The organism is Streptosporangium lutulentum, assembly GCF_030811455.1.
Taxonomy (GTDB): domain Bacteria; phylum Actinomycetota; class Actinomycetes; order Streptosporangiales; family Streptosporangiaceae; genus Streptosporangium; species Streptosporangium lutulentum.
Genome location: NZ_JAUSQU010000001.1, coordinates 4,690,326 through 4,713,525, shown reverse-complemented (window position 1 = coordinate 4,713,525; position 23,200 = coordinate 4,690,326). Strand labels below are relative to the sequence as shown.

At 70.5% G+C, this 23,200-nt stretch carries 18 protein-coding genes; 15 read left to right on the top strand and 3 right to left on the bottom strand.

Features of this window, described 5'->3' with window-relative positions; genetic code table 11:
• The first annotated feature begins 27 nt into the window (after positions 1-27).
• From murD to J2853_RS21000, 11 genes are all read left to right on the top strand, one after another.
• A complete protein-coding gene (gene murD / locus J2853_RS21050) occupies positions 28-1,431 on the top strand; it encodes a UDP-N-acetylmuramoyl-L-alanine--D-glutamate ligase (protein ID WP_307560482.1) in 1,404 nt (467 codons plus the stop codon).
• Positions 1,428-2,708, top strand: a complete 1,281-nt coding sequence (gene ftsW / locus J2853_RS21045; protein WP_307560480.1) for a putative lipid II flippase FtsW — start codon at positions 1,428-1,430, stop codon at positions 2,706-2,708. Before murD ends, ftsW begins: the two co-directional genes overlap by 4 nt.
• Before the next feature lie 14 nt (positions 2,709-2,722).
• Positions 2,723-3,814, top strand: a complete 1,092-nt coding sequence (murG, locus tag J2853_RS21040) for an undecaprenyldiphospho-muramoylpentapeptide beta-N-acetylglucosaminyltransferase (protein WP_307560478.1) — start codon at positions 2,723-2,725, stop codon at positions 3,812-3,814.
• A gap of 102 nt (positions 3,815-3,916) precedes the next feature.
• Positions 3,917-5,323: a UDP-N-acetylmuramate--L-alanine ligase gene (gene murC, locus J2853_RS21035; protein WP_307560476.1), complete on the top strand. Its 1,407-nt coding sequence runs from the start codon at positions 3,917-3,919 to the stop codon at positions 5,321-5,323.
• A gap of 40 nt (positions 5,324-5,363) precedes the next feature.
• A complete protein-coding gene (locus tag J2853_RS21030) occupies positions 5,364-6,032 on the top strand; it encodes a cell division protein FtsQ/DivIB (protein ID WP_307560473.1) in 669 nt (222 codons plus the stop codon).
• Positions 6,033-6,258: 226 nt separating this feature from the next.
• Entirely contained in the window at positions 6,259-7,659 is a 1,401-nt protein-coding gene (ftsZ, locus tag J2853_RS21025; RefSeq protein ID WP_307560471.1) for a cell division protein FtsZ, read from the top strand.
• Positions 7,660-7,749: 90 nt separating this feature from the next.
• The gene (locus tag J2853_RS21020; protein WP_307560469.1) at positions 7,750-8,454 is read left to right on the top strand and encodes a YggS family pyridoxal phosphate-dependent enzyme; all 705 of its coding nucleotides are present in this window, start codon (positions 7,750-7,752) and stop codon (positions 8,452-8,454) included.
• Positions 8,455-8,574: 120 nt separating this feature from the next.
• Positions 8,575-9,078 (top strand): cell division protein SepF, encoded by a 504-nt coding sequence (locus J2853_RS21015; protein ID WP_307560468.1) that lies wholly within the window; start codon positions 8,575-8,577, stop codon positions 9,076-9,078.
• Positions 9,079-9,160: 82 nt separating this feature from the next.
• Positions 9,161-9,448, top strand: coding sequence for a YggT family protein (locus J2853_RS21010; RefSeq protein ID WP_307568754.1), 288 nt, complete (start codon positions 9,161-9,163; stop codon positions 9,446-9,448).
• Between the two features lie 112 nt (positions 9,449-9,560).
• Positions 9,561-10,421 carry a DivIVA domain-containing protein gene (locus J2853_RS21005; protein WP_307560466.1) on the top strand — a complete coding sequence of 287 codons (861 nt, stop codon included), beginning with the start codon at positions 9,561-9,563 and terminating at the stop codon, positions 10,419-10,421.
• A 44-nt stretch (positions 10,422-10,465) separates the two neighbouring features.
• On the top strand, positions 10,466-12,214 hold the full coding sequence (locus J2853_RS21000) for a hypothetical protein (protein WP_307560464.1): 1,749 nt from the start codon (positions 10,466-10,468) through the stop codon (positions 12,212-12,214).
• 269 nt (positions 12,215-12,483) lie between these two features.
• Here the strand turns inward: J2853_RS21000 and ileS are convergent, their stop codons facing one another.
• Positions 12,484-15,648: an isoleucine--tRNA ligase gene (ileS, locus tag J2853_RS20995; protein WP_307560462.1), complete on the bottom strand. Its 3,165-nt coding sequence runs from the start codon at positions 15,646-15,648 to the stop codon at positions 12,484-12,486.
• Between the two features lie 471 nt (positions 15,649-16,119).
• Here ileS and J2853_RS20990 point away from each other — a divergent pair, with 471 nt between their 5' ends.
• From J2853_RS20990 to J2853_RS20980, 3 genes are read left to right on the top strand one after another with little or no spacing between them, the layout of a single operon-like run.
• Positions 16,120-16,527, top strand: a complete 408-nt coding sequence (locus tag J2853_RS20990; protein ID WP_307568753.1) for a TraR/DksA family transcriptional regulator — start codon at positions 16,120-16,122, stop codon at positions 16,525-16,527.
• Positions 16,491-17,096: a signal peptidase II gene (locus J2853_RS20985; RefSeq protein ID WP_307560460.1), complete on the top strand. Its 606-nt coding sequence runs from the start codon at positions 16,491-16,493 to the stop codon at positions 17,094-17,096. The genes J2853_RS20990 and J2853_RS20985 overlap by 37 nt, the downstream gene beginning before the upstream one ends.
• Positions 17,089-18,018: an RluA family pseudouridine synthase gene (locus tag J2853_RS20980; RefSeq protein ID WP_307560458.1), complete on the top strand. Its 930-nt coding sequence runs from the start codon at positions 17,089-17,091 to the stop codon at positions 18,016-18,018. Before J2853_RS20985 ends, J2853_RS20980 begins: the two co-directional genes overlap by 8 nt.
• A 78-nt stretch (positions 18,019-18,096) precedes the next feature.
• On the opposite strand, the gene J2853_RS20975 is transcribed toward J2853_RS20980, so the two are convergent.
• Positions 18,097-19,743, bottom strand: a complete 1,647-nt coding sequence (locus J2853_RS20975; RefSeq protein ID WP_307560456.1) for a serine/threonine-protein kinase — start codon at positions 19,741-19,743, stop codon at positions 18,097-18,099.
• 395 nt (positions 19,744-20,138) lie between these two features.
• On the opposite strand from J2853_RS20975, the gene J2853_RS20970 reads away from it, so the two are divergent.
• The gene (locus tag J2853_RS20970) at positions 20,139-20,990 is read left to right on the top strand and encodes a transporter substrate-binding domain-containing protein (RefSeq protein ID WP_307560454.1); all 852 of its coding nucleotides are present in this window, start codon (positions 20,139-20,141) and stop codon (positions 20,988-20,990) included.
• Between the two features lie 40 nt (positions 20,991-21,030).
• Here the strand turns inward: J2853_RS20970 and J2853_RS20965 are convergent, their stop codons facing one another.
• On the bottom strand, positions 21,031-23,157 hold the full coding sequence (locus J2853_RS20965) for a serine/threonine-protein kinase (protein WP_307560452.1): 2,127 nt from the start codon (positions 23,155-23,157) through the stop codon (positions 21,031-21,033).
• Positions 23,158-23,200: the final 43 nt, after the last annotated feature.

Genomic DNA, 23,200 nt, shown 5'->3' with positions numbered 1-23,200 from the left:
GGCAGCCACGACCGCGGGGGAGGCCGCGTGATCTGCGTCGCCGGCCTCGGGGTCTCCGGCACGGCCGTCGCCCGGATCATGGCCGCCCGGGGCGAGAAGGTGGTCGTCCTGGAGGGCCGGGACGGCGAGCGCGCCAGGGCGACGGCCGAAGAGCTGGCCGGGCTCGGGATCGAGGTCCGCTTCGGTGAGCCCTCCGAGCCGCCTCCGGGCACCTCCGTCGTCGTCACGACCGGCTGGCCGCCGCACCACCCGCTGCTCGCCGCGGCGGCGGAGGCCGGGATCGAGGTGATCAGCGAGGTCGAACTCGCCTGGCGGATCCGCCCGGCCGGAGCGGCGCCCTGGCTGGCGCTGACCGGAACCAACGGCAAGACCACCGCGGTGCGGATGCTCACCTCGATCCTGACCGCCGCGGGGCACAGGGCGCTCGCCGCCGGCAACGTCGGCACCCCGGTCCTGGAGGCCGTCACCGGCTCCTGGGACGTCCTGGCGGTGGAGCTGTCCAGCTTCCAGCTGCACCGCTCGCCCAGCGTGGCGCCGCACACCGCGGCCCTGCTCAACGTCGCCCCCGACCATCTCGACTGGCACGGTTCCATGGAGGAGTACGCCCGCGCCAAGGGCGAGATCTTCACCCGGGCCGGGACGGTCGTCCACAACGCCGACGACGAGTGGGCCGCCCGCCTGGCCGAGCCGTACCGGAACGCGACGGAAGGCGGCGGAGCCGTGCGGAGCGTGAGCTTCACCCTCGCCGTCCCCGGGCCCGGCCAGCTCGGCGTGGTCGAGGACCTGCTGGTGGACCGGGCGTTCGTGGCCGACCCCGCGCGCAACGCCGAGGAGCTCGCCTCGTTCGTCGACATCCGGCCGTTCGCGCCGCACAACGTGGCCAACGCGCTCGCCGCCGCGGCCATGGCCAGGTCCTACGGGGTGCCGGCCGAGGCCGTGCGACGGGGCCTGCTGGACTTCGTCCCCGACCCGCACCGGATCGCGCACGTGGCCCGGGTCGGCGAGGTCGACTACGTGGACGACTCCAAGGCCACCAACCCGCACGCCGCCGCCGCGTCGCTCGCCGCCTATCCGTCGATCGTCTGGGTCGCCGGGGGACAGCTCAAGGGCGCCGACGTGAACGAGCTCGTACGGCGGGCCGCGCCGCGCCTGCGCGGCGCGGTGCTCCTGGGCGTCGATCGCGAGCGAATTCGCGAGGCTCTGGCGCGACACGCCGGGAATGTTCCGGTCGTGGAGGTGTCGGGGCAAGACACTGGGGTCATGGATCGCGTCGTCACCGAAGCCGCAAGGCTCGCCGCCCCCGGAGACACCGTGCTGCTGGCTCCGGCCGGCGCCTCTCTGGACATGTTCGCCAACTACCCGGCCCGGGGGGAGGCGTTCGCCCGAGCCGTGCACCGGCTCGCCGCGGGGGACGGCGGGAGACGGGCGTGAGCGTGACGGCGCACCAGGAGACCGCCTCCCGCCAAGACGGGTTCCGCGAGCATCTGAACGCCTTCCGTGAGCTGCTCAACCGGCCGCTGACCTCCTACTACCTGATCCTGGGATGCAGCGCCCTGCTGCTCGCGCTGGGCCTGATGATGGTGCTGTCGGCCTCCAGCATCGAGGCGCTGCAGCTGACGGGAAGCCCGTTCTCCTGGTTCTTCAAGCAGTCGATCTCGGTCGCGCTCGGCATCCCGGTGATGTGGGTCTGCGCGCATCTGCCGCCGCGGTTCTTCAGGCTCGCCGGCTACCCGCTGATGGCGCTGTCGATCCTCGGGCTGGTGCTGGTGCTGTTCCTCGGCACCTCCCATCTCGGCGCCCAGCGCTGGATCGACCTCGGCCCCATCTATCTGCAGCCGTCCGAGCCGGCCAAGCTGGGACTGATGCTCTGGGGGGCCGACCTGCTGGCCCGTAAGGCGCGCAACGGCCGGATCGAGTGGCGCAACCTGTTCATCCCGCTGATGCCGGGTACGGCGATCCTGGCCGTCATGGTCATGCTGGGAAGTGACCTCGGCACCACGCTGGTGCTGATGCTGATCTTCCTGGCGCTGCTGTGGGTGGTGGGCGCGCCGCTGAAGCTGTTCGGCGGGATCCTCTCGGTGGCGGCGCTCGCGGTCATCGTCATGATCAGCACCGAGGGGTACCGCTCCGACCGGATCACGGGGTGGCTGGACCCGTGGGGCAACGCCCAGACCTCGGGCTTCCAGGCGGTGCAGGGACAGATCGCCATGGGCAGCGGCGGCTGGTTCGGGCTGGGCCTGGGTTCCAGCAGGCAGAAGTGGAGCTGGATCCCGCACGCCGAGAGCGACTTCATCTTCTCCATCCTCGGGGAGGAGCTCGGCCTGATGGGCACGCTCGTCGTGATCGCGCTGTTCGGCCTGCTCGGCTACGCGGGGCTGCGAGTGGCCACCCGGGTCAAGGACCCGTTCGTCCGGCTGGCCTCGGCCGCCGCGGTCGCCTGGATCGCGGGCCAGGCGATGGTCAACATCGGAGCGGTCATCGGCGTGCTGCCCATCACCGGAATCCCGCTGCCGCTGGTCTCCTACGGTGGGTCGGCCCTGATACCCACCCTCGCCGCGCTCGGCATGCTGCTCTCGTTCGCGAAACATGAGCCCGGCGCGCGCGAGGCTCTCGCCGCGCATGGCCCCGGACCGGTGGCGCGGGGCCTAAGCTGGCTTGGCCTGGGTGGTCCGGTGCGAAGACGATGGCCGGTCCGCGGAAAACGATAAGCGAAAGGATCGGCATGAGGGTGGTCCTCGCCGGCGGCGGGACGGCCGGTCATATCGAACCAGCGCTGGCTCTCGCCGACGCGCTGCGCCAACTTGACCCGAACATCGGGATCACCTGTCTCGGCACGGAGCGTGGCCTGGAGACCCGGTTGGTGCCGGCGCGGGGTTACGAGCTGCAGCTCGTGCCCGCCGTGCCGCTGCCCAGGGCCATCACGCCCCAGCTCCTGAGCGTGCCCGGGCGCCTGGCGGGCGCCATCAACGCGGCCGCGGGGATCATGGACCGCGTCCAGGCCGACGTGCTGGTCGGGTTCGGCGGTTACGTGGCGACCCCCGCCTACCTGGCGGCACGGCGGCGCGGGGTGCCGATCGTGGTGCACGAGGCCAATCCGCGGCCCGGCCTGGCCAACCGGCTGGGCGCGCGGCTCACCGAGCACGTGTTCACCGGCCACCCCGACACCCCGCTGGCCCGCTCGCAGTATGTCGGGATCCCCCTTCGCCGCGAGATCGTCACGCTGGACCGGCTGTCCATGGGTGACAAGGCGCGCTCGTGGTTCGGCCTGGAGGCCGATCTGCCCACGCTGCTGGTCACCGGGGGCTCCCAGGGCGCGCGGTCGCTCAACCAGGCGGCCCTGGGCGCCGCCTCCGCGCTGCGCCGGGCCGGAGTGCAGGTGCTGCACGTCATCGGTCCGAAGAACACGCTCGAGGAGGAGCCGCCCCCCGGCGACCCTCAGTACGTCGTGCTGCAGTACGTCGACCGGATGGACCTGGCCTACGCCGCCGCCGACTTCGCCCTGTGCAGGAGCGGCGCCATGACCTGTGCCGAGCTGACCGCCGTGGGCCTGCCGGCCGCCTACATCCCGCTCCCGCACGGCAACGGCGAGCAGCGGCTCAACGCCACGCCGATCGTGCAGGGCGGGGGCGGTCTCATGGTCGACGACGCCGACCTGACCTCGGAGTGGATCATCCAGAACGTGCTGCCCATCCTGTCGGATCCCGAACGCGTGGTGATCATGTCTGAGGCGGCGTCCAGGATGGGCCGCAAGGACGCCGACGTGACGCTCGCCCGCCAGGTGATGCGGATCGCACAGCAGGGAAGAGGCAGGTGAGCGGCCGGATGGGCAGTACGGCGGGAGCCCGGCGCGGTGAGCGCGGTGACCGGTTGAGGGACGAGACCGTCCGTGTACCGAACGAGGAGTGGTGAGCGACCGATGAATCTGGTCAAGTTGGTCGATCCGGTCGCGGCAGAGGATCTCGGGCGGGTCCACTTCATCGGGATCGGCGGCTCCGGAATGTCGGGAATCGCCCGCATTCTGCTTAAACGTGGCGTCCCGGTCTCCGGCAGCGACGCACGCGGCTCGGACATGCTGAACGAACTGCGGGAGCTGGGGGCCAGGGTCCACCTCGGCCACGCCGCCTCGCACATCAAGAACATCGACACCGTCGTGGTCTCCACCGCGATCCGCGACTCCAACCCGGAACTCGGCGAGGCGCTGCGCCAGGGCCTGCGGGTGATCCCCAGGGCCGCCGCGCTGGCCTCCGTCATGGCGGGCAGGGTCGGGGTCGCCCTGGCCGGGACCCACGGCAAGACCACCACGACCTCGATGCTCACGGTGGCGCTGCAGAAATGCGGCGCCGACCCGTCCTACTGCGTCGGAGGCCAGCTGGTGACCACCGGTCTGGGGGCCGACGAGGGCGCGGGCGAGGTCTTCGTCGCCGAGGCCGACGAGAGCGACGGCTCCTTCCTCATGCTGGCTCCGGACATCGCCGTGGTGACCAACGTGGAGCCGGATCATCTGGACAACTACGGCGATCCGCGCGCGGTCTACGACAGCTTCGCCCGTTTCGTCGAGCGCGTCGGCAAAACCATGGTCATCTGCGCCGACGACCCCGGCTCCGCCGCGCTGGTCCCGATCGCCCGTGCGCGCGGCCTCAGAGTGATCACGTACGGAGAGGGTGAGGACGCCGACCTCAGGGTGAGCGGGATCACTCCCGACGGCCTGGGCATCACCTTCGAGGTCCACGGTCACGGGGAGGTCAGGCTGGCCGTCCCCGGCCGCCACAACGCGCTCAACGCCGCCGCGGCCATCGCGGTGGCGGCGGAGCTGGGGGTGTCCTTCGACGAGATCCGTGACGGCCTGGCCGCCTTCACCGGGGCCAAGCGCCGCTTCGAGGCCAAGGGGGAGGCCGGGGGAGTCGCGGTCTTCGACAGCTACGCCCACCACCCGACCGAACTCGCCGCGGATCTGCGCGCGGCCCGGGACGTGGTGGCCTCCTTCTCGGGCACGGGACGGGTCATCGCGGTCTTCCAGCCGCACCTCTACTCGCGGACCAGGTTCTTCGCCGACGAGTTCGGCGCCGCCCTCGGGCTGGCCGACGAGGCCATCGTCATGGACGTCTACGGTGCCCGCGAGGATCCCGAGCCGGGGGTCTCGGGGGCGCTGGTTGCGGGCAAGGTGCCGCTTCCCGCCGACCGGGTGGCCTACGCGCCGCACCGGGAGGGCGTTCCCGCCCTGGTGGCAGGCAGGGCCAGGCCCGGCGACATCGTGCTCACCATGGGCGCGGGCGACGTGACCGAGCTCGGTCCCAGGATCGTGGCGGAGCTGGCCGCGCGGTGACCCACGCCGGACGACGCGGGGGGCCGCGAGGGGAGGGACGATGAGAAGGGTGTGGCGGTCGGCCTTCCTGGCCCTGCTCACCGTGGGGGTGGTGAGCACCGCCGCCTGGCTGGTGTTCTTCTCATCGGTGCTCGGGGTGCGGGAGATCCAGGTGGTGGGCAACCTCGGCCTTCCCGCCCAGCGGATCCAGCAGGTGGCGGGGGTGGCCGACGGCAAGCCCCTGGCCACGGTGGACGTGGCCGAGGTCGAGGGCCGGATCGGCAGGATCCCGCAGATCGAGTCGGTCACGGTCAGCCGCGGCTGGCCGGGCACCCTGCTGGTCGAGATCGTGGAGCGTGAGCCGGTGGCGGTGATACAAGAGGGGACCAGGTTCGCGCTCATGGACCGGCACGGGGTGGTGACCGAGATCAGGGACGTCGCGCCTCCGACCCTTCCCCTGCTGCGGGTGGACCGCCCGGGGCCGGGCGATCCGGCGACTGCCGCGGCGCTGACCGTCATAGGCGCCCTGCCGCGGGATCTGGCCCCGCGGGTGGCGGAGGTGCTCGCGCCCTCCACCGAAACGGTCTCGCTGCGTCTCAAGGACGGCCGCACGGTCGTGTGGGGTGGCGGAGACCGTCCGGCGGACAAGGCGCGGATCCTTGTTACGCTGCTTAGACGTCCGGCCGACACCTATGACGTCAGTTCGCCCGACGTTGTGACCGTTAAGTGACGTCATTGGATCACGCGCGTTCTCTGAATAAGGACGGCCTGCGACACGCCGGGCGCGCTTGCGGCGCGGTTAGTTGACCCGCCTGGAGCGTAACTCCTACTGTCCGTATCACTCCTCAGGTTGACATAAAGCTAAATCTCAACTTGAGGGTGAGGGTTTTGGAAACGACGGCACGGGCCCCGTGCCGCATGAAATTGCAAGTCAACGAGCGGAAAGGCCCCTCGTCGTGGCAGCACCGCAGAACTACCTCGCGGTCATCAAGGTTGTAGGAATCGGCGGAGGCGGAGTCAACGCCGTCAACCGGATGATCGAGGAGGGACTCAAGGGCGTCGAGTTCATCGCCATCAATACCGACGCCCAGGCGCTGCTGATGAGTGACGCCGACGTCAAGCTGGATGTCGGGCGCGAACTCACCCGCGGCCTCGGCGCGGGAGCCAATCCCGAAGTCGGGCGCAAGGCGGCCGAGGACCACCGTGAGGAGATCGAAGAGGTCATCAAGGGCGCCGACATGGTGTTCGTCACCGCCGGTGAGGGCGGCGGCACGGGCACCGGCGGAGCTCCGGTGGTGGCCAACATCGCCCGTTCCCTGGGCGCCCTGACCATCGGCGTGGTGACCAGGCCCTTCAGCTTCGAGGGCCGGCGCAGGGCGATGCAGGCCGACGCGGGGATCGAGACCCTTCGCGAGGAGGTCGACACCCTCATCGTGATCCCGAACGACCGGCTGCTGTCGATCTCCGACCGGCAGGTGAGCGTGCTGGACGCCTTCAAGGCGGCCGACCAGGTGCTGCTCTCCGGTGTTCAGGGCATCACCGATCTCATCACCACGCCGGGTCTGATCAACCTCGACTTCGCCGACGTGAAGTCGGTCATGTCCGGCGCCGGCTCGGCGCTCATGGGCATCGGCCACGCGCGCGGCGACGACAGGTCGGTCGCGGCGGCCGAGATGGCCGTCTCCAGCCCGCTGCTGGAGGCCAGCATCGACGGCGCGCACGGCGTGCTGCTGTCGATCGCCGGTGGTTCCGACCTGGGGCTCTTCGAGATCAACGAAGCGGCTCAGCTCGTCTCCAACGCGGCCGCGCCGGACGCCAACATCATCTTCGGTACGGTCATCGACGACGCCCTCGGCGACGAGGTGCGCGTCACCGTGATCGCGGCTGGGTTCGACGAGCCGGTCGCTGAGGTCAAGACGGTCGTCCCCCAGCCGGCCTCCCGCCCGCAGCAGGCGTCCCGCCCGGTTCCGCCGGCCTCGGCGACCCCCCCGGTCCGCCCGATGCCGCCCACGGTCAAGGCCGAGCCCCGTCCGGAGCCGAGGGTCGAGTACGCTCCGCCGCCGGTGCGGCCGGTCTCGGGCCCGTCGGCCGCCCCGGCGGAGGCGCAGCCCGCGCAGCAGCCGGTTCAGCAGGTCCACTCGGCCCAGACCGCTCCGCAGGCGCATCCCCCGGCGGAGCACGCCGAGCCGCACCGTACGGAGGAGCCGCACTCCCCGCAGGTGTCGATCCCGCGCCCGGCTCCCGAGCCCTCGCACCCGAGCTCGATCTCCGCGAGGGTTCCCGATCCCGGCCGCCGGCGTCCGGTGATCTTCGAAGAGCAGGAAGAGGAACTGGACGTCCCCGACTTCCTGAAGTGACATTGCTCACGGCTGGGTGGATGTCAGATCACTCAGCCGTGGCATGGAGAATGAATTCCGCCTGTTTGTCGGTATTCGAGCGGCGGAGACGTGACGGAAACAACACGACGTGATGAGATCGCGGCCGGACTGGCCGGGGTGGAGGCGGAGATCGCCGAGGCCTGCCGGGCCGCCGGCCGTACCCGCCGGGAGCTGACACTCGTCGCGGTGAGCAAGACATACCCGGCCTCGGACGTGCGACTGCTGGCCGAGCTGGGGGTGGGGGACGTGGGGGAGAACCGTGACCAGGAGGCCTCGGCCAAGGCGCGGGAGTGCGCCGACCTGGGCCTCGTCTGGCATTTCGTCGGCCAGCTGCAGACCAACAAGGTCCGTTCGGTGATCGGCTACTCCGATGTCGTCCACTCGGTGGACCGCCCGCGCCTGGTGGCCGCGCTCAGCCAGGAGGCGCTCAGGGCGGGCCGGCAGATCACCTGCCTGGTGCAGGTCGCCCTGGGCGACGGCCCGGAGCGAGGCGGCGCGCGGCCCCAGGAGGTGCCGGCTCTGGCCGAGGCCATTGCCGGAGCCGGGGGGATAAGGCTGGGCGGGGTGATGGCGGTCGCGCCGCTGGGAGAGGACCCCTCCAGGGCCTTCGCCAGGTTGCGGGAGATCGCGCAGGTCGTACGGGACGCCCATCCTGGGGCGGACGTCATCTCGGCTGGAATGAGTGGCGATATGTCCCAAGCTATTGCGAATGGTGCGACACACCTGCGTGTCGGTACGGCGTTGCTCGGTCGCAGGAAGCCCTTCGTCAGGTAATGTCCCTTCAAGTGGGCCTTGGCGTCCGCGTATCCAGATAGAGGTCGAACGGTGGTGAGCTCCAAGGGGGTATGGCTGCCGCCCCGGGCAAATCAAAGTAAGACGGAGGAAGAACTAGCGATGGCCGGCGCGATGCGCAAGATGGCGGTCTACCTCGGTCTTGTGGAGGACGACCGCTACGAGAGATACGACAGCTATTCCGACGACGAGTACGAAGATTTCGACGATCCCCGGCGAGAGGGCGAGGAGAGGTCCGGCGCGGTCCAGGACCGCGAGGACGACGCCGAAGCCGGTGTGCCCGCCCCGAGGCCCGCGACGACCGTCCTGGAGCGTCGTACGACCGATCTGGCCCGTATCACGACGCTTCACCCCCGCACCTACAATGAGGCGCGCACGATTGGTGAGCACTTCCGTGACGGCACCCCGGTCATCATGAATCTGACCGAGATGGTTGACAGCGACGCAAAACGACTTGTTGATTTTGCGGCAGGTCTTGTCTTTGGCCTACATGGCAGCATTGAACGTGTTACCAACAAGGTGTTCCTGTTGTCCCCAGCCAATGTTGAGGTGACCGCCGAGGACAAGGCCCGAATCGCGGAACGCGGGTTCTTCAACCAGAGCTAGAGTTCCACCATGAACAGTGACCGACCGGACAGACCCCGACGGGACCGGAGTCGGCGGAACAGAGTGGAGACAGGGGCAGACTGTGGCGCTCATTAGTGGGATCTTGGTCACCGTCCTGTCCATCTACCTCGTTCTGCTGATCGGCAGAATGATCTTCGAGACGGTGCAGGCGTTCGCACGGCAGTGGCGCCCCACCGGGATCGTCCTGGTGCTGGCGGAAGCCATATACACCGTGACCGATCCACCTCTCAAGTTCCTCCGCCGTTTCATTCCACCACTCCGGTTGGGTACGGTGGCCTTTGACCTAAGCTTCACAGTGCTGTTCATTGTGGTCTTGATCTTGATCCAGCTCGTTTCGTTGTGGTCCTGATCTTGACCAGACTCGTTTCATTGTGGTCTTGGTCTTGATCCAACTCGTGTTCGCGCTTCGGTGATCGAGTACCGTCCTCCGGACAGACTCCAAGCGCGCCAAGGAGACCGAAATGCCGCTGACGCCCGCTGATGTGCGGAACAAGCAATTTAGTACGACCCGACTCAGGCCGGGTTACGACGAGGAAGAGGTGGACGCCTTCCTGGACGAGGTGGAGTCCGAACTGGACCGCCTCATTCAGGAGAACGAGGAGCTCCGCGCCAAGCTGGCGGAGTGCCTGCGGGGCAAGGTCCCCGGCGGGATGGGCATGTCCATGGCGCCCGCCCCGATCGCCGAGCCCAAACCTGAGATGATGATGCAGCAGCCGGAGCCGATGCGCGCTCCAGAGCCGGTGCAGCATCAGCAGCCTGTTCCCGTCGGCATGGGGATGCCCCCGGCTGAGGACAACATGGACACCGCGGCTCGCGTGCTCGCCCTCGCCCAGCAGACCGCCGACCAGGCGATCGCCGACGCCCGCCGGGAGGCGGACGAGACGGTGACCAGGGCGCGTCGCGAGGCCGACGACATTCTCGGCAAGGCGCGTCGCCAGGCCGAGCAGGTCATCGGCGACGCCCGCGCTCGCGCCGAGACGCTTGAGCGTGACGCGCAGGAGCGGCACCGCCAGGCCATGGGCTCTCTGGTGCAGACCCGTGACGAGCTCGAGCGCAAGGTCGAGGAGCTCCGCTCCTTCGAGCGCGAGTATCGCAGCCGTCTGAAGCTGTACCTGGAGAACCAGCTCGCCGAGCTGAACGTGGCGGCTGAGGGCAGCGGCGGATTCCCGATCGTGAGCGGGCCTCCGGCCATGTCCCACGCCGTGACTCCGGGCGTTCAGCAGCCGATGCAGGTTCCCCCCAACAACCCGTTCGGTGGCGACCCGTCGCAGCATTCAGGCGCCTTCCAGGGCGTTGACGGTCCTCACAACGACCGACGCTAGGGTGTCGCGGGTCATCCCCCTATGATCCGCACAGGAGTTTTTCTGTGATCCTTGTCAGCGCTGGTTTGGTACTCACGGCCATCGTCCTGCTCATCGCGGGATTCGTGTTGGGCCAGGCATATCTGGTCATGTGGTCGATCGCGATCAGTCTTCTGTCCGCGGTCTTCCTGGTGATCGGGGCGTTGTTGCGCCGCCACGAGCTGTTCCCCGGCGGGCACGCCGGGGTCACTCCGGCGTTCCCCCAGAAGGGGCCGGCTCCGGCCGGGCCGATGCCCGCACCCCACATGATGTCGAACCAGCCCGTCCCTCACCCCCCGCCGATGATGATGCCGCGCGGCATGCAGCAGACGGCGACCGTCGCGACCCAGCCCCGGCTGAGTCCGATGGCCGGTCCCGTCCCCGCCGTGAGGCGGGGCTCCCCGGGCGACGAGGCGATCGTGCTGGTGATCCCCGGACGCAAGCGTTATCACGTCGCGGGATGCCGGCAGCTGGTCGGCAGGGATCATGAGGAGCTCACGCGCGAGGAGGCACGGGAAGAGGGCTTCACGCCCTGCACCACGTGCCTGCCCGACTCCACCGCCGGGACGCGGCCACAGGACGCTCCCGCGGGGGCACAGGAGCCCACCAGGCCCCTGGTCTCCTCCCAGGAGTCCGGTTCCCTCGGCGCCGCTCCGGAACCCGGCCCGCACGACTCCACCGCCAGGTTCACGTCCCCCTACAAGCCCGTCTCCCCGCCGGCCGAGCAGGAGAGTTCGCCCGCCGGGCAGGAAAGCCCGGCAGCCGGTCGTGAGACCTCGCCCGTCGGGCAGGAGACCTCGCCCCGGCCCGAGGCGGTCACCCCCTCCAGGCCCTACGCCCAGCCCTCGGCTCAGAGCCGTTCTCAGGAGCCGGTGAGCCCGCCGCAGCGTGCCGAACAGCCCGCCGCCCCGGCGCTCCCGTTCCTGTCGCCGTCCGTTCCGGAGATTCCCCCGGCGGAGTCCGAGGCGCCCAGCTGGTTCAACCGCGACGCGTTCTCGCCTTCGGCCTCCGACCTCGAAGTCCCGGCGGATCCCGATCCCGAGCCCGTCACGTCCGGGTCACCCGCCGAATCCGCGTCCGGGTCGTCCACGGCGGCCGAGACGCCGGCCAGGTCTGAGGCTCCGGCCCGGTCCGAGGCCTCGACCGGAACCGAGCCGGTCACGCCCGAAGCCTCCGGATCCGAGACGGCCGAACCTGGGAAGCCCAGGCCCGAGGCCGCAGGATCCGAGCCGGTCAAGCCCGAGACCTCCGGACCCGAACCCGCCGAGCCCGAGACCTCCCGGTCTGAGCCGGTCAAGCCCGGATCCGCCACCTCCGAGACCTCTCCCGCCACGGGAGAGGCTCCCCAGGAGTCCTCCGCGGTGAAGGGGAAGGCTCCCGTCGCGTCCGCGGAACCGGCGGAGGACGTCGCCGACCCCGTGGAGCCGGCCGAGACCGCACCCGGGCGCGCCGGGCGGCCGGTCCCCGCCGGCCCCACCTCGGCGGCCGGGTCCGACGAGGCTGAGGAGAAGGTCTCGTTCGAGGACCGCGACGACGACGACACCTCCCCCGGCGGTATCCCGATCGTCTGGGTTCAGCCGGATCCGGAGGACCCGGAGACGGGGCCCGAGCCGAAGCGGGAAACGGTCAGGGTCATCGCCGGAACCCGTCGCTTCCACGACTCCTCCTGCCCTCTCGTCAAGGGCATGGGCGGCAGTGGCGTCGAGACCATGTCCCAGGCCGAGGCCGAGGAGGCGGGCCTGAGCGGCTGCCCGGTCTGCCTGAGCGATCACTAGACCCGGGAACGGTCGCCGGGCCGCCGGTCGGGTCTTCCGCCGCGGGTGAAGGGCTCCCGGCGTCGTGAGCGGGCGGGGGTCCCGGGCGGCACGGGCCGATCGGGATGCGCGCGGCCGGTAGAGGCCCGGCCGGGACACGCAGGACCGAGAAAACGGGATGCGCGTGGCCGGTAGAGGCCGCGCCGGGACACACAGGACAGGGAAAGGGCCCCGGGGGGAGATTCCCCCGGGGCCCTTTCCGTCGTCCGTCCCGCGTGCCCGCCGACGGATCAGAGGGTACGGCGGAGCTGGAAGGTCAGGCCCAGGTCGGTGTCCTGGTGGCTCGGAAGGTCGCTCGTGGCGCCCTCGGTGAGCGACAGGGCGAGGACCTCGTCGGCCACCGTCCCGCCCTGGGTGCGGAGGGCCTCGGCCAGGTCCGCGTCGCCGGTGGACCACCACACGTCGATCCGGTCGGAGATGGACAGGCCCGTGGACTTGCGGGCGTCCTGGAGCAGCCGGACGACGTCGCGGATCAGACCCGCACGGCGCAGGTCGTCGGTGATGGTCAGGTCGAGGGCGACGGTCTCACCGGTGCCGGTGTCGACCGCTCCGGTCTCCACCGCCCAGCCGGACCTCGGCTGCTCGGTGACGATCACGTCCTCGGTGGTGAGTTCCACGGTGCCCAGCTCGCCCGCGTCCACCGAGGCCGTCGACCCCGAGCGGAGCGCGTGGGCGAGCTCCCCGGCGTCGGCGGAGGTGACGGCCGCGGCGACCAGTTTGGTCTGCGAGCCGAACCGCTTGCCCAGCGCGCGGAAGTTGGGCTTGACCGTGAAGGAGACCAGGTCGGACTCAACGCTGGACAGGTCTTCCAGACCCTTCACGTTGAGCTCGTCGGCGATCAGCTCGCGCAACTCGGGGGAGAGCGCGGCCCAGCCGCGAGCGCCGATCAGGGCGCGGCCGAGCGGCTGGCGGGTCTTCACCCCGCTGGAGGCGCGGGCCGAACGGCCCAGCTCCACCAGGCGGCGGACCAGCGCCATCTGCTCCGACAGCGCCTCGTTCAGCAGGTCGCCGTTGACCGTGGGCCAGGTGGACAGGTGGACCGAGACGGGGGCGTCGGTGTCGCGGAGCACGTCCCAGACGTAGTCGGTGGTGAACGGCACGACCGGCGACATCAGCCGGGTGACGGTCTCCAGGCACTCGTACAGCGTGGCGAACGCCGAGACGTCGCCGGACCAGAACCGGCGGCGGGAGCGCCGGACGTACCAGTTGGACAGGTCGTCGAGGAACTCCATCAGCCGCCGCCCCACCCGGGCGGTGTCGTAGTCGTCCATCGACGCGGTGACCTCGGCCACCGTACGGTGCAGCTCGGCCAGGGCCCAGCGGTCGATCAGCGGGCGCTCGGCGTACGCGGGGGCCTCAGAGAGCATCGACGGCGACCAGGACTCGGCGTTGGCGTAGAGGGTGAAGAACGACGCCGTGTTCCAGTAGGTCAGCAGGACCTTGCGGACGATCTCCTCCAGGGCGCTGTGCCCCACCCGGCGGGCCGCCCACGGCGAGCCGCCGCAGGCCATGTACCAGCGCAGCGCGTCGGCGCCGTGCTGGTCCATCAGCGGGATCGGTTCCAGCACGTTGCCCAGGTGCTTGCTCATCTTGCGGCCGTCGTCGGCGAGGATCAGCCCCAGGCAGAGCACGTTCTCGTACGACGACCGGTCGAAGACCAGCGTGCCGACGGCCATCAGCGAGTAGAACCAGCCGCGCGTCTGGTCGGTGGCCTCGCAGATGAACTGCGCGGGGTAGGCCTTCTGGAGCATGTCGGCGTTCTTTTGGGGGGCGCCCCACTGGGCGAAGGGCATCGAACCCGAGTCGTACCAGGCGTCGATCACGTCCGGCACCCGGCGCGCCTCGGCGCCGCAGGTGGGGCAGGGCAGCGTGATGTCGTCGACGTAGGGACGGTGCGGGTCGAGGGCGGAGACGTCCTGACCGGAGAGCTGGCTCAGCTCGGCCAGGGAGCCGACGCAGGTGATGTGCTCCTCGTGGGCCGAGCAGATCCACAGCGGCAGCGGGGTGCCCCAGTACCGTGACCGCGACAGCGACCAGTCGACGTTGTTGCGCAACCACTCGCCGAAGCGGCCCCACTTGATCGTCTCGGGGTACCAGCTGGTCTTCTCGTTCTCGGCGAGGAGCTGGTCCTTGATCGCGGTGGTGCGGATGTACCAGGCGGGGAGCGCGTAGTAGAGCAGCGCGGTGTGGCAGCGCCAGCAGTGCGGGTAGCTGTGCTCGAAGTGGCCGCCGCGGTAGAGCAGGCCGCGCGCCCGCAGATCCGCGGTGAGACCCTCGTCGGCGTCCTTGAAGAACTGGCCGCCGACCTGGGGGACGTTCTCCAGGAAGCGCCCGTCGGGGCCGATCGGGTTGACCACCGGCAGGCCGTACCGCTTGCAGGTCGTCAGGTCGTCGGCGCCGAAGGCCGGCGCCTGGTGGACCAGGCCGGTGCCGTCCTCGGTGGTGACGTAGTAGCCGAGCACCACGTAGTGCGCGCCGGGGATGTCGATCAGGTCGAAGGGGCGCGAGTAGGTGGTGTGCTCCAGCTCCGTCCCCTGGAAGGTGGCCAGAACCTCGGCGTCCTCGCCCAGCGCGGAGGCCAGCAGCGGCTCGGCCACCACCAGCACCTCGTCGGACCCGGCCGGGCGCGCCGCGACGTAGGTCACGTCGGGGTGCACGGCCACCGCCGTGTTGGAGACCAGCGTCCACGGGGTGGTGGTCCAGATCAGCAGGGAGGCGCCGAGCTCGGCCAGCGGGCCCGAGGTGGCGGGCATGCGGACGTAGACGGACGGGCTGCTGACCGTCTCGTAGCCGCCCGGCTGGCCCAGCTCGTGGTCGGACAGGCCGGTGCCGCAGCGGGGGCAGTAGGGCGTGATCCGGAAGTCGCGGGAGAGGAGGTCCTTGTCGAAGATGACCTTGAGGGACCACCAGACCGACTCGATGTAGTCCGGGTCCATCGTCCGGTAGGCCTGGGACAGGTCGATCCAGTAGCCCATCCGCTCGGTCATCGCCTCGAAGGCGTCCACGTGCCGCAGCACCGACTCGCGGCATCGGGCGTTGAACTCGGCGACGCCGTACGCCTCGATGTCCTTCTTGCCGGTCAGGCCGAGTTCTTTCTCGACGGCGACCTCGACGGGCAGGCCGTGGCAGTCCCAGCCGGCCTTGCGGGGCACGTTGTAGCCCTGCATCGACTTGTAGCGGGGGAAGAGGTCCTTGAAGACGCGGGCCTCGACGTGATGCACGCCCGGCATGCCGTTGGCGGTGGGCGGGCCCTCGTAGAAGACCCAGTTGGGGCCGCCGGCGTTCTGCTCGACCGAGCGCTCGAAGACCTTGCCGTCCCGCCAGCGGTCGAGGACCTTGTGTTCGAGGGCGGGAAGATCTACCTGCGCGGGAAGGGAACGGAAATAGGCGGACATGGCGAGCGGGACCTCCACGCTGGTGTGGGCAGTGGCGTGGAGGGACGAGACCCTTCGGGCCCCGCGGTACCACCCTCCTTGGCCCTCCTCGCTGGGAAGGCCCTCTTCCTTGGTTCTGCTGCCGGGTCTACTGGGTCGGGGAGACCGTTCTTCCGGCGGCTCCGGGGTGATCGTCCCTCCGTGCCTCGCCCCGGGCTCACACCGTCCCCGGGTCGCTCGTGCGAGGGGGTACGGAGGTAGCTGTCCCCATCAACGCCTTGCAGCCTCAAACGATAACGCAAGGACCTCCCCGAAGCTTCCCGGTTTGGGGGAGGCCCGGATGGAATCAGGAGGAAGGGAGCGGATGTTACGGGAGTGGTAAACATTGCGGCGGGTCGTTTGCCGTTCTGTTATATGAGATCTAAGCTGCCCGCACCGTTTACCGCTTTGGATACGGTCCGATCGAGTAAGGAGGCCGACATGGCCGCGACTGTGCGCGCTGATGAAAGCGCGGTGGTGCCGCCGTCGAACGGTGCTGTCGTCACCTGGTCGGCCAAGGAGCTCGCGGACGTCCGCGCGCAACTGGCCACGGAGATCGAGGAACTGAACGGCGAGATCGCCAAGTCCGAGTCCGAGATCGCTTCGAGCGATGTCACCGACGGAGCGGGCGACGATCAGGCGGATGCCGGAGCCCGGACATATGAACGCGAACGCGAGATCGCCCTTACTCTGAACTCACGCGACCTGGTCGCGCAGAACGAGCGAGCGATCGCCCGGATCGACGCCGGGACCTATGGAGTGTGCGAATCGTGCCATCAGCCGATCGGCAAGGAACGCCTTCAGGCGTTTCCGAGGGCGACGCTGTGCGTGGCCTGCAAGCAGCGGGAGGAGCGCCGCTGACCGGCGACACCGTTGACGGGGCGGCTCCGGCCGCCCCGCTCGCGGCGCGCCGGATCGGTGTGCTCGCGGTAATCGCCCCGATCATCTACATCCTTGACTTCGTCACGAAGACGATCGTGCTGAAAACCCTTGAGGGTAAAGAGCCGTTCGTCGTCATCCCCGGTGTGCTCCAGTTTCGAGTGATTTTCAACTCCGGGGCCGCGTTCAGCATCGGCACCGGTATGACGATCATCTTCACGATCGTCGCGGCCGCGGTCGTCGTGGCCATTCTGCGCACCGCGCGCAATCTGCGAAGCCTGCCGTGGGCGATCACACTGAGCCTGCTGCTCGGCGGAGCGCTCGGCAATTTGACCGACCGCGTCTTCCGCTGGCCGTCGGGCTTCGGCAGGCCCTCGCCGTTCCAGGGACACGTCGTCGACTTCGTCGAGACCTTCCCCGGGCACTTCGCCATCTGGAACGTGGCAGACTCGGCGATTGTCTGCGGCGGAATCCTGGCCGTCTTCCTCGCCTGGCGTGGCTACCAGATCGACGGCACGCGCGACACAAGAGAAGAGAAGAACGATGGCTGAACAGCGGAGTCTCCCGGTTCCCGAGGGACTGGAAGGTGAGCGCCTCGACGCCGCTCTGTCGCGGTTGTTCGGCTTCTCCCGCACCCGCGCGGCTGAGTTGATCACCGCCGGTGACGTGCTCGTGGACGGCTCGCTCGCGGCCAAGTCCGACCGGGTCCAGGGGGGTGCGTGGCTGGAGGTGACGCTGCCGCCGCCGCCCGTCGCGCCGATGCCGGTGGCCGAGCCGATCCCCGGTATGACGATCGTCTACGAGGACGACGACATCGTGGTCGTCAACAAGCCCATAGGCGTGGCCGCCCATCCGACCACCGGCTGGACCGGGCCGACCGTGATCGGCGGCCTGCTCGGCACCGGGCACCGGGTCGCGACCAGCGGCGCGGCCGAGCGCCAGGGCATCGTGCACCGCCTGGACGCCAACACCACCGGCGCCATGGTCGTGGCCAAGAGCGAGCACGCCTACTCCCACCTGAAGCGGGCCTTCAAGGAACGCACGGTCGAAAAGCGCTATCACGCGCTGGTCCAGGGTCACCCCGACCCGTCGCGCGGCACCGTGGACGCCCCGATCGACCGCCACCCCGCCGGGGACGGCCGCTGGGCCGTCGTGGCCGGGGGCAAGGAGTCGGTCACGCACTACGACACGATCGAGGCGTTCCGCGCGGCCTCCCTGCTGGACATCAAGCTGGAGACGGGCCGGACCCATCAGATCCGGGTTCACATGTCGGCGCTGCGCCACCCGTGCGTCGGCGACATGATGTACGGCGCCGACCCCACGCTGGCCGCGCGCCTGGGCATCACCCGGCAGTGGCTGCACGCGGTCTCCCTGGCCTTCGAGCACCCGGCGACGGGGGAGTGGGTCGCCTTCACCACCGATTACCCGGAAGACCTGGCCCACGCGCTGAAGGCCGTGGGCGGAGACTCCTAGCGCGGCCCGTCCCGAGCCGTCCGGGCGCCGGTCCGGCGATCTCCACGGATCGCCGGTCGTGTCGTCCCGGCCCTCGCCTCAGGAGCCGAGGGGGTCCGTCCCTCCCGCGGGGGCGAGCTGGGAGGCGGCGTTGCCGCCCTGGTTCGGCGCCGAGTCCTCCCCCGTGCCCGTGCCCGAATTCGAGTCCTGGCCCGAGCCCTGGTCGGCGTTCTGGCCCGGGTCGCCGCCCTGCGGCCCCTCCCCGGAGCCGTCTCCGGAGTCGTTCCCCGAACCGTCGCCCGAGTTATGGCCCGGGTTGTTCCCCGAGTCGTCACCCGAGTCGTCACCCGAGTCGTCTCCCTGGTCGTCCTCGGGCTCGTCCGGAGAGGGCTTCGCCGAGGGCTTCGTGGAGGGTTTCGCCGAGGGCTTGTCCGTGGGTCTGCCCGACGGGGAGGGCTTGAACTCCTCGGACGTCCCCGGGGCGGGACGATAGGCGGGTTCGCGGGGAGCCTCCCACGTCCTGGTCGGTGCGGGGTCGTTCCGTTCGGGAAGCCTCGCCTGCTCGGGCTTGCTCTTCGGGGTGGGCTCCTGCGCGGGAACGCTTGACGAGACCGGCGGTTCCACCGGGCTCGTCGTGGAAGAGTTCGAGGCGACCCATGCCATCCCGGCCGAGGTCATGGCGATGGCGACCGCCATCGCCATGACGGCGAGCAGCACCGGGCGCCGCCGTCCCCCGCCGGGGGGCAGGACGGGCCCGGGGTCCGTGGCGATGGGCGGCGCCTCCGACGGCGTCTCGTCCACCGGAGGCCGGGCGGGGGCGTCCCGCGGGGCCGGCGGCGGGAAAGACGGCACGGCGGCCGGTGCCGGGGCCGCGACGAGGGTGGAGTCCGAGGCCGGGAGGTCGATCGGCATGGTGGACTGCGAGGCGGTCCCGTTCACGATCGACCAGAGGTGGGTCTGCGCCTCCTGCGCGGACATGCGCTCCGCCGGATCCTTGCGGAGCAGGCCGAGGATCACCGGACCCAGCGGACCGGCGAGTTTCAGCGGCTCCGGATGCTGGTGCATGACCGCGCTGAGCGTCGCCAGCGGATGGGCCCGCTCGAAGGGGGAACGCCCCTCGACCGCCACGTAGAGCGTCACGCCGAGCGACCACAGGTCGGAGGCGAACTCCGCGGGCCCTCCGGCCGCCCGTTCGGGCGCGATGAACGCCGGGGTGCCGATGAGCGAGCCGGTCTTGGTCAGCGAGGAGTCACCCTCGAGGACGGCGATGCCGAAGTCCGTCAGCACGGCCCGCCCGTCCTCCGCGAGCAGCACGTTGTCCGGCTTCACGTCGCGGTGCAGGACGCCCACGTGCTGAGCCGCGAACAGCGCCGCGAGCACCTCGATCCCGATCTGGGCCACACGCACCGGCGGCAGCGGCCCGTCCTGCCTGACCACGGCCCCGAGGGTCCGGGAGTTCACCAGCTGCATCACGATCCACGGACGCCCGTTCTCCTCGATCACGTCGTAGACCGTGGCGACGCCCGGATGCCCGATCCGCCCGGCGGTATGGGCCTCTCTGAGCGTTCGCATGGTGAAGATCTCGCGCTCGGGACCGGTCAGGTCGGGAGAGGGAATGATCTCTTTGACCGCGACCTCCCGGCCGAGGACCTCGTCGCGTGCCCGCCAGACCGTTCCCATGCCTCCGCTGCCGATGCGTTCCAGCAATCGGTAACGGGCCCCGATGATCTCCTGAGAGTCGGACATGTGCCTCGAGTACCCCCATATGAGGTCAACAATCCGTATACACGGTATCTGGCGGTGGGAGAGGTGGGGGTACGGCCCGCCCCTTTGTCATGGCTCGAAGGCCTTGGCCCAGCGCGAAAAGGCCATTCTACGAGGAGTCGGCGGCGGAAGCGTTCCATCCGTAGATCTTTGATTGCCATCGTGTCGTGATCGACCGGTCGGAACGCGACCGGCCGCGGGACGCGGAAGGGCGCTCACCTGCATGAACTCGCTCTGACCGGATAAACCACCGTGAGAGCCTCCCCGTGCCGCGCCGAGAACGGTCCGGACGTCATCCGGGGGACGGCCGGCCCGGTCCGGGTCTTTTGTCCCTCAACGGCATGCGCCGGGTGGAGAGGCGAGCGGAGGAGCGACCTGTGAGCGTGAGACGACGTGCCGGCGTCCCGTCGGCCCTGGCCCTGGTCGTGGTCACCGTCGTGGTCACCGTCCTGGCCGTCCTGGCCGGCACGACCGCGGGCGCCGGGCTCGCCGCCGAGCGGGCGCGGCCGAGTCCCGCGCCCTCCGGCACGCTGCTGGACGAGGTGCGGCACAGCGGGAGGCTGCGCGTGTGCACCACCGGTGACTACCGGCCGTTCACCTACCGGGACCCGAGGACCGGCTCGTACAGCGGCATCGACATCGACATGGCGCGGGACCTGGCGGGGAGCCTCGGCGCCAAGGCCGAGTTCACCCCCACGACCTGGGGGAACCTGCTCACGGATCTGACCGCGGGCCGCTGTGACATCGGCATGGGCGGAATCTCGGTGACCTTGGACCGCGCCCGCGAGGCGGTGTTCAGCGAGCCGTACCGGACCGACGGCAAGACGCCGATCGCGCGGTGCGCGGACAAGGACCGGTACGGCACGCTGGCGCGGATCGACCGGGCCGGCGTACGAGTGATCGTCAACCCGGGCGGGACGAACGAGACGTTCGCCCGCGCGCACCTGCACCACGCGACGATCATCGTGCACCGGGACAACAACACGATCTTCGACGAGATCGTGGCCGGCCGGGCGGACGTGATGATCACCGATGCCGGCGAGGCGCTCTACCGGGCCCGGCTGCATCCGGCGCTGTGCGCGATCCACCCCGACCGGCCGTTCACCTTCGCCGAGAAGGCGTACCTGCTGCCGCGCGGTGATCAGGAGTTCACGAACTACGTCGACGAGTGGGTGCACCTGCGTACGCACGACGGGACCTACCGGCGATACGCGCGAGCCTGGCAGTAGCGGCTCCGGAGCGGCTCGAAGGCGCGTCCGGACCACGCCGTCAAGGCTTGAAGGTCGCCGTGAAGGCGTCGAAGAACGCCGGATCCCACTCGGAGGCGGGGCTCTCCCAGTAGATCGCGTACGGCCGGCCCGAGGGCGTGCGGAACCCCCGGTCGAGGACGCGCGTCCGGACGCCCTTCTTGACGTAGAGGAACTCCCAGTCCGCGGCGGCCACGCCGCGATAGGTCAGCAAGGTGATGCGGATCCGCTGGTACCCCGGCCAGAGATTCCGGGCCGTCCCGGCCTTCTCGACTTTCTGCCAGTGCCTGACCGGGTCCGTCTCGGAATCCTCGGTCGACTCGATCCACAGGAAGGCGTCCGAGTCCGGGTCGCGGAACTCCACCCGGTCGCGGTTGGAGAACCGCTTGGCGCTCCAGCCCTTGGGCATCGCGACGGTGAAGCCCATCGTGTCCTTGTGCAGCCGCCAGCCCGGCGGAATGGCCTGGGTGGGGGAGGACGGGGCGGGAGTCGTCCGGCGGGTCTTCGAGGGACGGGGGGAGGGCTCGGCGGCCGTGACGTCGGGGAACACGGTCGTGGGCACCGGCCTGCTTCCCCGGTCCGACGGGGTGTCGGGGTCGGCGGTCAGCAGCCAGCCGCCGACTCCGACCGTCACCACGAGGGCGGGCACCCCGACCAGGAGCGCGATCCGCTCCACCCCCGGCCGCCGGAGGGCGTGCCCGCCCCCGGCGCCGCCGGGCGGCCCCTGACGCGGGCGGGAACCCGGATACGACGGCTCGGTGCCGTAGGGCGGTTGCCCGGAGTGCGCGGGCGCGCCCTGATACGGAGGTTCGCCGCCGTAGGGCGACTGCCCGGAATGCTGGGTTCCGCCCTGGTGCGAGGAATGTGTCGGATTGCCCCCGTAGGCGGGCAGCCCGGGTCCGGCCGGACCACCCGGACGGTCGGCCCGGCCCGGTCCTGCCGGCCCGGTCTGAGGGGAGGGCCGGCCGGGTGCCGGATCACTCCGCGGGGACTGCTGCCCGGGGTGAGCGAACCGTCCCGGTTCGGCGGGCACACCTCGCCCGGGGGCGCCGGAGAACGGCTGCCCCGGGTGCGGGTGCCAGGTGTCCGGGGCCGCCCCGGCCGGAGGAGCCGGTTCCCCGGCGTACGGCGGCCGGGACCCGTACGGCGGCTCGCTCCGGGGTGCCGCGGCGCCCTGGGGGAACCCCAGGGTGGGGCGGGGTGCGAAGCCGTGGTCCTCCGGCGGCCCGGCCACGTCGGGGAGGGCCCTGCGCAGGGAGGCCTGGTTCTCGTGCTCCACGGCCTGACCCCCGTGCCCCGGGGAGCGCCCCGGCGGGTGTCCCGAGGGCTGCGCCGGGGACTGCTCCGAGGACACGCGGTTGAGCAGGGCCTCGGCCTGGTCGGGGTCCATCCGGGAGCCGGGGTCCGTGGACATCAGACCGAGGATCACGACGGCGAGGGGCCCGGTGTGCGTCATGGGGCTGGGCTCGCCCTGAAGGACGGCCTGCATGGTCGCGGCGGCCGTGGCACGCTCGAAGGGCGGTCGGCCCTCCAGGGCGGCGTACAGGGTCGCCCCGAGGGACCACAGGTCCGACAGGGGGGTGGCCGCCAGGCCGTGGAGCCGCTCGGGGGGCAGGAACGCCGGCGTGCCGACCATCCCGCCCGTCCGGGTGATCCCGGTCTCGTTCGTCATCGCGGCGATGCCGAAGTCGGTCAGGACCACCCGGCCGTCGTCGGCCAGCAGGACGTTCTCCGGCTTGACGTCGCGGTGCAGCACTCCCGAGGCGTGCGCCGCCCGCAGCGCGCTCAGCACGTGCAGGCCGACCGAGGCCACCTGGCCGGGTGCCAGCGGCCCGTCCTCACGGACGACCGCGCCCAGCGACCGCGACCGGACCAGCTGCATGACGATCCAGGGCCGGCCCTCCTCCTCGACCACGTCGTGCACGATGACCACGGACGGATGGTCGAGCCGCCCGGCGGTCCTGGCCTCCCTGATCGTCCGCCGGTTCAGGTCGGCCCGTGCCTTCTCGTCGACCCCGCGGTAGCGAACCTCCTTGATCGCCACGACCCGGTCGAGGAGTTCGTCGTGGGCCCGCCAGACGATGCCCATCCCGCCTTCACCGATGGGTTCGAGCAGCCGGTAGCGTCCCGTGACCTTCCGTTCGGTCAATTCCTCTTGCCCCCAAGCTCACGAATCGTCGCCGGTCGAGACG

Coding starts and splice junctions, on each gene's coding strand:
- J2853_RS21030 (WP_307560473.1), top strand. CDS start 5,364: ATGAGAAGGGTGTGGCGGTCGGCCTTCCTGGCCCTGCTCACCGTGGGG.
- J2853_RS20975 (WP_307560456.1), bottom strand. CDS start 19,743: ATGTCCGACTCTCAGGAGATCATCGGGGCCCGTTACCGATTGCTGGAA.
- J2853_RS21015 (WP_307560468.1), top strand. CDS start 8,575: ATGGCCGGCGCGATGCGCAAGATGGCGGTCTACCTCGGTCTTGTGGAG.
- murG (WP_307560478.1), top strand. CDS start 2,723: ATGAGGGTGGTCCTCGCCGGCGGCGGGACGGCCGGTCATATCGAACCA.
- J2853_RS21005 (WP_307560466.1), top strand. CDS start 9,561: ATGCCGCTGACGCCCGCTGATGTGCGGAACAAGCAATTTAGTACGACC.
- J2853_RS20980 (WP_307560458.1), top strand. CDS start 17,089: ATGGCTGAACAGCGGAGTCTCCCGGTTCCCGAGGGACTGGAAGGTGAG.
- murC (WP_307560476.1), top strand. CDS start 3,917: ATGAATCTGGTCAAGTTGGTCGATCCGGTCGCGGCAGAGGATCTCGGG.
- ileS (WP_307560462.1), bottom strand. CDS start 15,648: ATGTCCGCCTATTTCCGTTCCCTTCCCGCGCAGGTAGATCTTCCCGCC.